14 protein-coding genes are annotated in these 12,674 nt (G+C 42.0%); 3 read left to right on the top strand and 11 right to left on the bottom strand.

Going from position 1 to position 12,674, the window contains the following annotated elements; translation table 11 throughout:
- Window positions 1-22: 22 nt before the first annotated feature.
- On the bottom strand, window positions 23-931 hold the full coding sequence (locus RMY16_RS13175; protein WP_322666196.1) for a Tll0287-like domain-containing protein: 909 nt from the start codon (window positions 929-931) through the stop codon (window positions 23-25).
- A gap of 178 nt (window positions 932-1,109) precedes the next feature.
- Between RMY16_RS13175 and RMY16_RS13180 the strand changes: the two genes are divergently transcribed.
- Window positions 1,110-1,964, top strand: a complete 855-nt coding sequence (locus RMY16_RS13180; RefSeq protein ID WP_322736738.1) for a phosphate/phosphite/phosphonate ABC transporter substrate-binding protein — start codon at window positions 1,110-1,112, stop codon at window positions 1,962-1,964.
- A 138-nt stretch (window positions 1,965-2,102) separates the two neighbouring features.
- On the opposite strand, the gene RMY16_RS13185 is transcribed toward RMY16_RS13180, so the two are convergent.
- The 4 genes from RMY16_RS13185 to RMY16_RS13200 form a co-directional block, all read right to left on the bottom strand.
- Entirely contained in the window at window positions 2,103-2,873 is a 771-nt protein-coding gene (locus RMY16_RS13185; RefSeq protein WP_322666192.1) for a hypothetical protein, read from the bottom strand.
- A gap of 629 nt (window positions 2,874-3,502) precedes the next feature.
- Window positions 3,503-6,268 (bottom strand): GAF domain-containing protein, encoded by a 2,766-nt coding sequence (locus RMY16_RS13190; protein WP_322736739.1) that lies wholly within the window; start codon window positions 6,266-6,268, stop codon window positions 3,503-3,505.
- Window positions 6,269-6,819: 551 nt separating this feature from the next.
- Window positions 6,820-7,290: an N-glycosidase gene (locus RMY16_RS13195; RefSeq protein WP_322666188.1), complete on the bottom strand. Its 471-nt coding sequence runs from the start codon at window positions 7,288-7,290 to the stop codon at window positions 6,820-6,822.
- Between the two features lie 86 nt (window positions 7,291-7,376).
- Window positions 7,377-8,747: a transposase gene (locus RMY16_RS13200; protein ID WP_322736740.1), complete on the bottom strand. Its 1,371-nt coding sequence runs from the start codon at window positions 8,745-8,747 to the stop codon at window positions 7,377-7,379.
- Between the two features lie 181 nt (window positions 8,748-8,928).
- Here RMY16_RS13200 and RMY16_RS13205 point away from each other — a divergent pair, with 181 nt between their 5' ends.
- Window positions 8,929-9,123: a hypothetical protein gene (locus RMY16_RS13205; RefSeq protein WP_322736741.1), complete on the top strand. Its 195-nt coding sequence runs from the start codon at window positions 8,929-8,931 to the stop codon at window positions 9,121-9,123.
- Here RMY16_RS13205 and RMY16_RS13210 read toward each other — a convergent pair.
- From RMY16_RS13210 to RMY16_RS13235, 6 genes are all read right to left on the bottom strand, one after another.
- Entirely contained in the window at window positions 9,095-9,679 is a 585-nt protein-coding gene (locus RMY16_RS13210) for a 3'-5' exonuclease (protein WP_322736742.1), read from the bottom strand. The genes RMY16_RS13205 and RMY16_RS13210 overlap by 29 nt on opposite strands.
- Before the next feature lie 74 nt (window positions 9,680-9,753).
- Window positions 9,754-10,965 (bottom strand): hypothetical protein, encoded by a 1,212-nt coding sequence (locus RMY16_RS13215; RefSeq protein ID WP_322736743.1) that lies wholly within the window; start codon window positions 10,963-10,965, stop codon window positions 9,754-9,756.
- The gene (locus RMY16_RS13220) at window positions 10,955-11,077 is read right to left on the bottom strand and encodes a hypothetical protein (RefSeq protein ID WP_322736744.1); all 123 of its coding nucleotides are present in this window, start codon (window positions 11,075-11,077) and stop codon (window positions 10,955-10,957) included. Before RMY16_RS13220 ends, RMY16_RS13215 begins: the two co-directional genes overlap by 11 nt.
- The gene (locus RMY16_RS13225) at window positions 11,074-11,283 is read right to left on the bottom strand and encodes a hypothetical protein (RefSeq protein WP_322736745.1); all 210 of its coding nucleotides are present in this window, start codon (window positions 11,281-11,283) and stop codon (window positions 11,074-11,076) included. Before RMY16_RS13225 ends, RMY16_RS13220 begins: the two co-directional genes overlap by 4 nt.
- Window positions 11,280-11,492, bottom strand: a complete 213-nt coding sequence (locus RMY16_RS13230) for a hypothetical protein (protein ID WP_322736746.1) — start codon at window positions 11,490-11,492, stop codon at window positions 11,280-11,282. Before RMY16_RS13230 ends, RMY16_RS13225 begins: the two co-directional genes overlap by 4 nt.
- 68 nt (window positions 11,493-11,560) lie before the next feature.
- Window positions 11,561-11,896, bottom strand: a complete 336-nt coding sequence (locus RMY16_RS13235; RefSeq protein ID WP_322736747.1) for a hypothetical protein — start codon at window positions 11,894-11,896, stop codon at window positions 11,561-11,563.
- Between the two features lie 457 nt (window positions 11,897-12,353).
- Here RMY16_RS13235 and RMY16_RS13240 point away from each other — a divergent pair, with 457 nt between their 5' ends.
- Window positions 12,354-12,626, top strand: a complete 273-nt coding sequence (locus RMY16_RS13240; protein WP_322736748.1) for a helix-turn-helix transcriptional regulator — start codon at window positions 12,354-12,356, stop codon at window positions 12,624-12,626.
- The last annotated feature ends 48 nt before the right edge of the window (window positions 12,627-12,674 follow it).

Raw genomic sequence — 12,674 nt, forward strand, 5'->3', positions numbered from 1 at the left:
TGTGAATTACGGATTATTAGCCTTAATTATTCAGCATCTCCAAAGCTATTTTCAAGCTAGCTTTCATCCGATTAAATGCTTCTGCTAACCCGCCAATTTCATCATGAGAGCTTTCTTCAAAATCAGCACTCATATCACCAATACTAACTTTTTGAGCTATTTTCTCTATTCTTCTGATGCGCTGAATCACATATTTTGTAATTAAGAAGTTAATTAAGAAAACTATGAGCGCAAAAATTGCAATTAAAAGCCCCATTATCAATATCCAAGTCTGTTTGGCATTAGCAAAAATATCTTGAGAAGGAACAGAGATTATTTGGGCAGAAACAATCTGATTAAGTTGCCAGCCAAAACCATTTTCCGAGCCATAATTTAGCAACTGACTTTTAGGAGCCTGATCTGGTGTAGAATGACATCGCAAACATTTTGCTTGTGTAATCTTTAGTGGTTGTGCAATGTAAAATACTTCGCCTTCTGACAATTTTCGAAAGCCTGTAATTTCTAGAGTATTAGGTTCGTTGCGAAAACGCTCGACAAGTTGAGTTTCAAAATTATCAGCTTTATCCGCTAAATTGGTTGGATTAAGTGTTGCATCTTTGTGAAAAAAGTTTTTAAATTCAGGCTTTTTACGAAAATTTTCGAAAACCTCTTTAGAGGAAAAAGTTGGTACTACTTCAGGCAGGAATGTTGGGTTAGTATCTAATCTAGGTTCTAATAGGGGAGCAATACGATTTTGTGTATAATCTCTAACTGCATTCACCATTTGGATGAGAATCTCTGCTTGAGAACTTACTTCATTTTGCGCTCTCCTTTGAAGTACACTGGATAAGGCAACGCCGCTTCCTAAAATACTGATGATGAAAACTAATATTAAAAGCAAGTTAAATTTAGCACCTATTTTTAAGTTTTTTAACGTAATGTTGTTTAACATAACCTAAGCAAGGAAGGTGGCCTGTGATGTCTAATATTTATTTATACCTGTTATAAAGCATCTCAACAGGATCTAAATAAATATTAATTTTTTACTGCAATATAACCCCTTTAGGCAGCAGTCAAATTTATCTAAATTAGTCCTGAAAGCCAAATTATTTTCTTAACCATAATTAGTGATGTTTGTGCGATTTCCCCGTCGTTTATTTTTGTTTCATCTACTAGGTTTTACATTTGTTGCTTGCAAACCACAAGGTGGGGTTGAGGGCACGTTAACTATTGGTGTGATTAACTATGGTGGAGGCGAACAGATAATTAATCAATATGCTAAATTTAATAGTTACTTAGGTGAAAAAACAAACTCATATATTCAGCTAGAGCCTGTTTTTAATGAAAATAGAGCGGTTGAGCGCCTTGATGCTCGTGCTTGGTCATTGGTATTTGCTCCACCGGGTTTAGCGGCTATTGCGATCGCACGTCACCAATATATTCCCCTATTTCCTTTAATAGGTATTAGTAATTTACGTTCAATCTTCGTTGTTCGTAAAGATAATCCGATCGCTGACTTTAAACAATTGCAAGGCAAAACAGTGGCTTTAGGACAGTTGGGTTCAGCAACAGGATATTATCTTCCTCTTTACAATCTTTATGGTACAACACTAGCTGAGATACTGTTTGCACCCACACCCAAAGCAGCACTGGAATTGGTGGCTCAAGGAAAAGCGATCGCCTGTGCCGTCTCGGAGGCGGAATTAAGTCTCTACAGTTCACAGTTGGCGCCAACCGAATTCCGCATACTATTTAAAGACCCTCACTATGTACCATTAGGTGTGGTCTTGATTGGGCCGAATGTAGAACGTAACCGTCAAGAGTTTATCCGCAAAGTCATGAGTGAATCGTCTTCAGATTTAGCTCAAGAAGTGGGGTATGTACCCAATGGACAAGTACCAGATTACAAATACATGATTTCTGTGGTCGATCGGGTAAGCTCAATTAGTTCTCAACTGCAAAAGAAGCCTGTTCGTTTATTTTAATTAAAGCAATAACAATACTTTCAGTCTTTGCTTTATCTAAAAAAACCCTCCTGTTAAAGAGAGCATTGTTATTGCTAAATTTTGTAAAGTATAAATTGAGAAGAAAAAACAGCCAGCAAGTCTGACTGGGAAATTAGGTCAAAAAAACAATTTGAATCGTGCTAGCTGGTTTTTAATCGTCTCTGTCAAAATTTTATTCAGTTCTGTAGTGTCTTGAAATTGTAAAATTTGCTGTGTCGGCAAGTCGAAGGGAAATTCACCTTCAAAATCTGGGCGTTGCATTTGCGCTAGTAGAATCTGTTCAGACCGCTTACTTTGGATGGCATAGCCAATCTCAATACAGACATTGGGACTAGGAATTAATTGGGAGGTTTCTTTCCCATCAATACTAGCAATAGGCGTGGTGTCAGCGATAAATAACAAACTCTTACGGATTTTCCGCATGATTGTGCGGTTAATTCGGAAAGTAGCACCGCTAGGACGAGAGGATTCTATTAATGTTAGGGGAAGACGCGATCGCAAGTTTAAATCGTCTAAACTTTTTCGCAGTTCTTCTTTGAGAATATTCGTCGCTGCGGCATACTCAGTTTGATAGGATAAAAAAATCGTTGGTTCTAACTGAGCCAACACCGCCTGCTTGGTGAAATAAATTTCATGACTAATTAAGTCAATGTTAGAGACGCAATAGCCGCCACTACCTTCAATATAAAATTCAATATTTTCCCCTTCTAAATAGCGCCCAAACCAAGTTGATTTCTTAACTTCGTCACTGTCTTCCAAAAAGTCTGCTCGCAATGCTGATTTCAGCAAGCTTTTTTTGCTTAAGCGAATGTCTGGCTGACGTTTTTCCAGTTCTGGAATCGGCTCATAATCCTGTAGATACCACGCTCTGAGCGCAATTATTGACATAAGGCGCTATTTTAACTGTTTCTCACTATTCAACTTCGTATAATCTTACACCCAGAGGAGTCCCTATTATCAGACTTCTCTTTAAACACAACAACACCCAAGCCTCTAGTCGCTGAACTATCCCCTCTCTTTGTTGGTTATACCCAGGGATGTACTAACTTCCATTGCTTTTATAAACAAGTAATGAAAATCAGTTACAGTGCCCCCTAATGTTCCACATTTGAGGAAATAGCAGTTTTCGTGTTGGGTGTTGCTGTATTTTGACGAGACAGATGTAAGTTAAACAGCGTCTTATACCTCTTACTAACATTTCAAACGCAGCTGTTATATCTGCCACGGGAAGCTTGTTTCTTAGCTTCAACTATTAGATTATCACTTGTAGTTGGGAGGGATTTATTTTGCAACCAAACTTTACTTTTAAATGAGTTTGAATCAAATTAAATATATTGCACACCCAGGATCGCTGATAGGTATTTTTTTATTTTATATGTTAAGAAAATTATCATCTATCTTGTGGTTGAATTTAAAAATTGCTCAGTCAAGTTTTAAGTTTTGAAACTAACAATAGAGCATTGGTCAATAACCAATAGTGATTCTTCCCCTGCCTCCTCATCCCCCACTTCCTATGGCTAGTTAACTATTTTGGCTGGAGGCTTGACGGGAATCTCAATCCAGAACTCTGTACCTTTGCCAGGTTCTGAAATACACTCCATTATTCCCCCATGTTTTTCGACAATAATCTGATAACTAATTGCTAGTCCCAATCCTGTACCTTTACCCACAGGCTTAGTAGTGTAAAACGGGTCAAAAATTCGCTTTCTAACGTCTTCATTCATTCCAGACCCGTTGTCAGTAATCCGAATTAACAGACGAGAGTTGTCTGCTGAGACTTTAGTGGAAATCTGGATAGTCGGAATTGGGCACTTGTACTGAGTGTAGCCGAAGTATGAATGATTCTCCTTTTCACCCAGATCCTGCCACCCCTGACTGCTTACTTCCAAAGCATCTATGGCATTGCTGAAAATATTCATGAATACCTGATTCATTTGACCGGCATAGCATTCCACCCGTGGGATGTTGCCATAATCTTTAATTATCTCAATGCGTGGAAATTCGGCATTTCCTTTCAACCGATGTTGTAAAATTAACAAGGTGTTGTCAATACCTTCATGCAAGTCAACGCGCTTGTTTTCAGACTCATCCAAGCGAGAAAAATTGCGTAACGACAACACTATTGAGCGAATGCGCTCGGTTCCTACTTGCATTGAGGTCATAATTTTGGGGAGGTCTTCTACCAAAAATTCAAAATCGATCGCTTCGATCGCGGCTTGAATTTCACTATGGGGATGGGGATAGTGTAGCTGGTAGAGACGTAAAATTTCTAGCAGTTGTTCAGTGTAATCACTGGCGTGGCACAGATTACCGTAAATAAAGTTGACAGGGTTGTTGATTTCGTGGGCGACACCCGCCACCAACTGTCCTAAACCGGACATTTTTTCGGTCTGAATCAATCTTGTCTGTGTTTCTTGGAGTTCATGTAGGGTCTGCTCTAACTGAGCAGCTTGATTTCTGGCTTCAGTTTCGGCTAGTGAGGTTTGTTGGTAAAGTTGTGCTTGTTGAATCGCGATCGCAGCCTGATCTGCCAGCTGCTGCAATAAATCAATTTCTGTATCCTGCCAATTTCTGGGAGCCTCACACTCATGGGCAATTAGTAAGCCCCATAGTTCCATACCCATATTAATTGGAACTATTAAGTTTGCTTGCACTTGCAGACTCTGCAAAAACTCTCGATGACAATCACTTATAGAAGCCGTTGAAAGGTTGTTAATTGCCCGTACCCTACCCTGACAGTATAGATGGGTATACTCATCAGGAAAACATTCTGGTGGTGTATTCACTCCCAAAACTGACTGCCAATTACCATTAATTTCTTCCACAATCACTGATTTAGTCTTCAGGTCGAAAATCAGCACTCGGTCTGAATTTAATAGGGGACGGACTTCCTGAACTATGGATTGCAGAGTTGTCTGCAAGTCCAATGTACGGCGAATATGCTCTGTGACTTGCTTGATGACTTTGGTAAACAGTAATGATTTTTCGAGTTCAGCAGTTTGCTCTTGCACCCGCAGTTCTAGGTTGGCATTCAGAGATTGCACCTGTTTATACATCTGCTGCTGCTGAATTGCCATTGAGAAATGATCGTATAAGGCTTGTGCTAAAAAGATGTCTTCCAACTTCCACTCAGGTGCTTGCCCTTTTTTCTGCTCTCGCCAAACCTCAAAGGAAAGCTGGGGTAAAAGTTGTCGCCGATTTTGTTCGCATCGTCCCGCCCACAAAATTTCCGTTTCAAATTCAGAGCGGAAAATACTTAATACACCGAGAAATTTTTCACGGTAATGTAGCGGAATCACCATGAGTCCGCGAATTTGAGTAGAACGGAATGCTAAAGCCAAAACTCGCAAACGTGGTTCTTTATAAAGGTCAGTAGTTGCCCAAATATTACCTTGTTGAAACTCAGCCATCCAGTTTTGCCAGATGGGATGCTGTTCGATAATGCTGTTATCTAACTCGTAGGAGAGTATCGGTTGCTCGCCCCAAGTGTATAGTTCTTGACTCTCTACAATGTAAAGCCTGCCACCGGCTCCATTAAAAGCAGTAATAACTTCTTCTAGCGCTCCTTGTAATTGGATTGTCGGCAGTTTATGCAATAGTGTGGTGACTCGATTAATAGTAGCTTCTCGTTTTTGCTTGGCGTGGGCTTCAGTGAGTAGATTACTTTGAGCGATCGCGATCGCTACTTGGTCAGCAACTTGCTGCAATACTTTTAGTTGCCGCTTCAAAATCTTTTGCGGTTCACTGTGGTGAGCTACCAACAATCCCCACAATTTAGGCTTTGCTGATTGTTCTTGGGGGTCGCAATTTAAAATTGGCACTACCAACGAAGACTGCACGCCCATTGCTTTTAGATATTGAATATGGCACTGGTCTACCTGCCGATAGTAGATATTAGTTTCTAGACGTTTGCCAGTTTCTTTTGACTGTAGAGGCGATAGCCCGATCTTCTCATTTGCCACATCGACAATCGAACGTTGCCCCACTAACAAAAACATTTCTCTAACGGCTTCTGGAATATCATCAGCTGGGAAGCGTTGACCTAATAAGGATGGCAGACGTTGTTCATGAATAGATTCTGCAATGACTTCACCACTACCATCAGCATCAAAGCGATACATTTTCACCCGATCTGCATTCAAAAATAAACGCACTTCGCTAACAGTTGTCGTTAATATCTCTTGAAGGTCGAGCGATCGCCTGATCTGTTTTGTCATCCGGTGCAGTAAACTTTCTCGATCAAAGGTTTGCTGCAACTCGTTTGGTTTATCCCTACGTGTCATTGCTTGTATACACCATGACTGAAGTATAATTTTTTATATATTTGTCCCTGATCAGAATTGTCAACTTACAATACTTTATTTTCATCCTATTTCCAGAAACTCCTGCTAATAATGCGTTGCTAAGGGCATACATGTATTACAAGTATTTTTGGAAATGGATTAGAGGATGTTTTAAAAGTAACAGATATTTTGCTTGTTCCCTGTAGCCCTTATAAAGTGGATTTAGGGATATATAAAACCGCTGTATTATTAAATACTCCTCAAATTTAATCTCAAGTCTAAAGTTAAGAAATTTTTAATCATTGACAATTACTAATTTTATATTCTTAATCATTAAACTATTCCAGTAATTTTACTTAATTTGGCTTTGGAATAATTTCTTGAAATTAAAAATATTTTTTTAACATTTTGCCTATTAATTCAATTAATTAAAATTTCTTCAAAGCAATAACTAAGTTATTAGTAATTATTTAAAATGTTTTGGACTGGGGAATTTGACTATTCCCCGTTTAATTGCTGACTTTATGTTGAATGTAACTCTTTTGATTAAATTATTCGTAAATTACTGTTAAAGATAATAAATTACGAATTTCTTCACGCACACTCATGAGAGTTTTACCGAGATGGTTTTGACCACTTTTATTAGCACCACAACCCCAAAAAGAATCGGTTGGGGAGTTTTCAACCAAAATCTCATCACCTGTCTTCAGGAGAACTTCTCTGATATCAGTATGAGTGAGAAACTTTTTGAGTACAGCTTCTCGCATAATTTGAGTTTTCACCAAATCCCAGTCTCGACGGAGTTGGCGAGTGCTACATCTTCCCAAAGTGGCAGCTTCTTCTGGGGTGGCGGCAGCATGGATAAGAGGTATAATTGCCGCATCCCTGCTGCCTACAAACTTTTGCGCTTGATAATAATGCTCAACAGTTGGCCAGTAAGCACCATCGATGTGGATTCCGTGGGGAGAAAAGTTAGAAAAACAGCCATAAGGCTGCCAAACCTTATAAAAGTAAATGGTCATTTGAAAATTGCTCTTTTATATATCAATTTCAGGGTAACTGAAAGTTTAGGGTTCAAAACCCTTCGTTTGGATGAAGGGTTTTAACATCAGGTCACGGAAATCACTTTACACAATTCCTGGAACAGTAAGTTTACTACTTTACTCATCAGTTTTCCCTGAATGTGTTTACCACCTAGCAGCTTCTCACCTTGTTCAGTGACGTTAGCTTTGAGTGAGTCGCGGTAGCTAATCAATTCCTTGGTCAGTTCGTTTTTTGGTAGCCTTCCAGTTTCCACGCCGGTTAAGACGTACTGCCACAGGCTGATTCGGCACAGCGACGAACCGCTAGCCTTTTCTACAAGCCCATCTCCAGACTGTTCTAAAACCGTTCCCATACCCAAACGCATTTTGAAAGTGTCGCGGCTGCGGTTGCGTTTAATTCGTTTGGTGTCGCCGGCTAAACGTCGGACTGTGGTTTCTCCGTTTTTGCGATCGCGCTCAGTTTTCTTCACCTCCCGCACTTCGTATTCAATGACTGGCTTGCCATTTACGCCCAGGAACGACTCAAAGGGATAAATCCTAGTGAGTAAACGCGATCGCACTCGTAACCCAAAACCGAACTTATCAAACACGCTCATGTAAGGTTTAAATTCTGTCAGAGAAAGGATTTGAGTGATTCTTGCCTCCAAGCGCTGCTCGTAGAGCGAAATATCACACATCCATTCGGCGTGTAGTTCCAAGATTGGATCAATCTCAATCCCGTAGTCTTTGGCAACGGATATTTTATAGAGATTTTCGATTCTGGTTTTCCCGGCGGGCGAAATTTCCAGCCTTTTCGCTAGCCATCCCCAAAGGGGCGCTAACCATCCAGCCTTACTAGATGCACTCTTGGTATGTGCCACTTCTGGGAATTGCCAAGCTAGAAGCTGACGGGCATAATTCACAATTGGCGATTGCACCCGGTTGAGATGTTCGAGTTGCTGACAGAGGTCGCGGAGTTCATTGATGGGTTCTGGGCGGTGCATGAGGAAATACCTCAAATTCAGTTCCCCAGTCTCCAGTCGGTGATCTGGATCGTGACCGTAGGCGGCCATTGCTAAAGCATCAGCTAGATCGCTTTTATTGGGGAGATTTTTACCTCCGCGATAACGGCGCAGTTCCACATGACCCACCCAGAGAATTTTGATTTCTAACTTCTTCAGGATAGAAGCCCACAGTCTAGAATAGTGGTTTCCTGTCGGTTCGAGTATTGCATAATCTGCCTTGATTTCTGCTAGATAATCAGCAAAGTCAAAAGCTGATTTTTGCCTCTTCTTAGCATCAGGATTGGAGTAAAAAGCCGGATATAAAGTAGATGCTTTATTTCTTGTTTTATTCCAATATGCTTGCAATCCGCCCTTGGGGTACTGTGTTAAAATGTGAGTTGTTATACTCGATTTACTAACATCAATTCCCAGAATTATTAATTCTGTTGTCATGGTTCTGCGAACAATAAGAGGTGGTTTTCAAGGACTGGCATCCTTTTGTTGACCCGAACTTAATAGCGCACGAATCACCCTAACGCCCCACCATAAGAGGGGCGCGATTCAGGAGTAAACGCATTCGGGAAGTTAACAGGAGAATTGCCGCGCATGAAATTGAGAACACCACAATTCAGTAGTGCAGTTCACTCTGAACGCTGCATTTTCTCTTGCTAAGTTGCTGATTGCTTTGGACACAACCCGCGACGGTGGCAACGATGTCACCGTTTCGGCTACTGTGTCAGGTAGCCCGCGCATGAAGCGCGATCGCAACAATTACGATTCATCAGGCGGATGTAAAGGCGTTAGAAGAGTGGGTCAGACATTGACTTAATTACTTCTAGCGTTGCCTTACAATCTCCTAATGCAGAATGATCGCCTCCTGGCAATTTCTGCCATTTATAATTTCCGTAATACTCGTTCCACTCACCAACGTATTGAGAGTAATACTGCATTGCACAATGAATCGATCCGCCATTGGTGAAAATTCTACAGTTCCTACGGTCGCTAGTTGGAAAGGCAATTTGAATGCCTCTAGCTTTCAGAGAATTCCTAATTACTTTTAAATCGAATTCAGCATTATAAATAATTACATCTCTATCACCGAGCAACTTCCAGACATCCAAAAATATTTGCTCAAACGGAAGCGCTTGTAATACATCATCATTGTGGATACCGTGTATTCCAGATGCGGTTTCACTAATTTCAATAGTTGGTTTCACAAGGGTTTGATATTCTTCGCCGGAACTACTAAGAATACCTATTTGAACTATTTCAGCATTGTTACTTAACCCTGTGGTTTCGGTGTCCAAAATACACCATTTATTGTTTTCGAGTATCGTTCTACTCCACTCTATGGACTTTTCTGTGTCGCTCATCTCGCTATTCATAAATCACAACCTGGTATATTTTGAGTTGGTAGATGAACAGCGATCGCACTCCTCCTGCCGCGATCGCTTTTAAATTAGCCTCCAAACTGTTTCCTTAACCGCTCCAGCAGCGCTGCCCCCTCCCCATAGCGGCGGCCAGTGAAGCCCAAAACCTCAGTCACGATCGCACTATCACTTTTTTCACCTCCCAGGCGTTGAATTACCCGCCAAAGTACCCGATCGTTTTCCGAACAATTTTCTTCTAAATCCGCTTCTGGAGCGGGTTTGAGGTCATTTTCAGCCCGTTTTTTGGGGTCGATCGCATTGTCATAGTAAGGTTGGACTGTGGTTGAACCACCGCGCAGTGTTGCGGCTTTCATCTCCCTGTATGGAGGGAGTTTCAACGGCTGATCGTCAAGTAAACAGTGCGACTGGTCGGCTTTTAACCAGTTAATAAGCTGCTCATTTTTCAACGATTTGGCGTGTGCTATCGCCTTTTTCCCCAGGCGAATACGGTAGAAGGCATCGGCTAAATCGCTCTTGCCTTCCAGTCCCCAGGCGGCCACTCGGTCATACTGCGATAACAGTATGGTGAACCGCCGCGCTTTACGACCTCTACGCGCATGACGTTCTAACCATTCGCCGGAACTGCCTACTTTTGAAACCAGTTCGGGGTACTCCTCAGCGATCATCACTCGTTCTGTACCATCCAAAGCAGCATCGCCGCGTTCAGTTCTGGTTTGTAACTGGTTAGTTAAATCTTCCAGATCCTCAGCCATGCCACGGTCAATGGCGGCCCAGTTTTCACCTTTCCCTATTACCTCAAGCCCTTGCCAGTCGGTTGGTGTGCCCTCGCACTCGTAAACACGAACACGACCACCCACCGTATAAGCAAGATATTGGGCTAGCGTTGACTTCCCAGTACCCATTTCGCCGATGATCATCACCTGTTTACCTTCAATAGCGGCGATGATATCGGTGATGATTTCTAGTGGCTCATCGACTGGAACGGCTGATGCTTCAATGACTTGGGACATCGGAACCCCCGCGTAGGGCAAGGCATCGTAGACTTTCAGAAGTTTCTTGATAGCGGTTTCTGTCGCTTGAGTGATGGTAATACCCAATTTCAAAGCAGCTGTGACACCGTAAAGGCCAAAAAGCCCAAAGGAGAATACTACACGACCCAGACCCCAGGCACAATAACGCCCAAGGGTTTGAATATTGGGCAAGTGCATCTCTACCCAGGTGTGAGCGTTGGCAGTTCTGGGAGGCGTGGCAACTTTGATATCTATTAGATCATTTCCCATACTGCACCTCTATTTTCAAGTAAAAAGGGTGCTGGCTTTGCTGTTTGCACAGTGCAATGATGCCAATAATTAGCGCTGAGGTGGTGAGAATGAGAATGAAAATTTGATTCATCCTTTCACCTCAATTTCAGGAATTTCAGCAACCGTAATTACTGGTGGATCGATTTCAGAACTTAGGTAAGCAAGCGCTGTATAAGCATCACCCACGGTCAAATCTGGGTAATATCCTTTTTCTATCAAAGCTTGGTAGTCTGGATGATTGCTAATTTCACTAATTAGTAATGAGGCTTCAACTATTAGTTCAGAAAGTGTTTTCATCCGCCGATCCTCTTGTACATGAAGGAATTAGATGATGAACCCTCGCGGGCTACTAATTCGGATTCTGGAGTATCAGCGATGATGTCAGCCCAGCCAGTTTTATCGTTATTGCGGATGTTGCTTTCTGCGATCGCACCAAGTCCCGGACGAGCTTTTTCAAATTCCTCAACTACTTTTCGTTCTTTAGGCGTTAGTGGTTGGTCGTTCATGGTAAGTTTTGGTTAGGTAGAGATGGGAACAAGTTCTAACTACGACCTAGAGCTTGTTCTGTATCAGTTCAGTGGTTAGACAGTGAGACGCGGTAACAGCGTCCAGAGCCGACCATCATCACTTGACGGTCGGCAAGTCTCACCGCTTTGGAGCGGCTAACTTTCATCATGGGAAACGAGCCATCAGCACTGAGGCTGAACATCTCGTAATTTTTTAAAGAACCCCATTCCACAGCAGTTTTGTCTGATAACCCAGAAAAAGTTACTGGGTTCATGTCTGCGGCAGAGGCGGCACTTGGTAAAGATGGCAAGTGTCGCTTTTGTTTGTCTTTTTTCGGCTTATCCTCGGTCTTTGGTGCTGCTTTAGTGCCGTTAGTAGTGGCTTCTAGTGCTTCCATAGTCATTGCATAAGGGTATGATGCACGGTCTTAAGTCCGTGCATAGTGCTGTTAACGTCCTTGCATAGTGGGGTTTAAGTGCCACTATGCAACAGGTTTACTACTGCGATCGCAGTTGAGTCATTTTTGTAAAATGCTTGTTATCACTGGGTTTGCCAGCTTTTTAGCGGGGTTTACCTCCGTTAATCTTGGGTTTTGAGTCAGCTTTAGGGTGTTTCCACGCCGGGGCACTAGAGCAATGGCGTGGGTGCTTTCTCCGGTTTGACCACGCAAGGTAAAGGCGTGGGGGAGTGAGATCACAGCAGGTTTACAACTGAGTGAGAAACTAGCAAAAGATCAGCCAAATACTGCTCTTAGCCAAGTCAGGTTTTTGGCTGGTCTTTTATTGTCCTCTAACCAGACATTATGTCTAGACGCATGGTTTTTGTCAAGCGTTCTAGACAAGGTGTCTAGAACGTGTATCATGATAAAGAAAAGACCGACTAGAAACGAACAGCAAGGAGAATCCCCATTGCGGAGTCTAAGGCTTGAGCTAGATATGTCTCAAGAGGATTTTGGACGCACCATTGGAATAACAGCTAGAACTATTAGCCGTTGGGAAGCAGGAGATAGCGTCCCTACCTTTACGGTGACTCAAATGAAAGCTTTAGACCGCTTACTGCGATCGAAGGGTAAAACTATTCAAGATTTACCTGATGATTTTGGCCCACCGAAGGGACTGAGCGAAAAGACCTAACGCAAAGTCTAAAAAAACCAAAAAGCCACCCAGATTTACAAGGTCGGT

The organism is Nostoc sp. DedQUE12b (genome assembly GCF_034530835.1).
Classification (GTDB): domain Bacteria; phylum Cyanobacteriota; class Cyanobacteriia; order Cyanobacteriales; family Nostocaceae; genus Nostoc.

Coding starts and splice junctions, on each gene's coding strand:
- RMY16_RS13175 (WP_322666196.1), bottom strand. CDS start 931: ATGTTAAACAACATTACGTTAAAAAACTTAAAAATAGGTGCTAAATTT.
- RMY16_RS13180 (WP_322736738.1), top strand. CDS start 1,110: ATGTTTGTGCGATTTCCCCGTCGTTTATTTTTGTTTCATCTACTAGGT.
- RMY16_RS13185 (WP_322666192.1), bottom strand. CDS start 2,873: ATGTCAATAATTGCGCTCAGAGCGTGGTATCTACAGGATTATGAGCCG.
- RMY16_RS13190 (WP_322736739.1), bottom strand. CDS start 6,268: ATGACACGTAGGGATAAACCAAACGAGTTGCAGCAAACCTTTGATCGA.
- RMY16_RS13195 (WP_322666188.1), bottom strand. CDS start 7,290: ATGACCATTTACTTTTATAAGGTTTGGCAGCCTTATGGCTGTTTTTCT.
- RMY16_RS13200 (WP_322736740.1), bottom strand. CDS start 8,747: ATGACAACAGAATTAATAATTCTGGGAATTGATGTTAGTAAATCGAGT.
- RMY16_RS13210 (WP_322736742.1), bottom strand. CDS start 9,679: ATGAATAGCGAGATGAGCGACACAGAAAAGTCCATAGAGTGGAGTAGA.
- RMY16_RS13215 (WP_322736743.1), bottom strand. CDS start 10,965: ATGGGAAATGATCTAATAGATATCAAAGTTGCCACGCCTCCCAGAACT.
- RMY16_RS13220 (WP_322736744.1), bottom strand. CDS start 11,077: ATGAATCAAATTTTCATTCTCATTCTCACCACCTCAGCGCTAATTATT.
- RMY16_RS13225 (WP_322736745.1), bottom strand. CDS start 11,283: ATGAAAACACTTTCTGAACTAATAGTTGAAGCCTCATTACTAATTAGT.
- RMY16_RS13230 (WP_322736746.1), bottom strand. CDS start 11,492: ATGAACGACCAACCACTAACGCCTAAAGAACGAAAAGTAGTTGAGGAA.
- RMY16_RS13235 (WP_322736747.1), bottom strand. CDS start 11,896: ATGACTATGGAAGCACTAGAAGCCACTACTAACGGCACTAAAGCAGCA.
- RMY16_RS13240 (WP_322736748.1), top strand. CDS start 12,354: ATGATAAAGAAAAGACCGACTAGAAACGAACAGCAAGGAGAATCCCCA.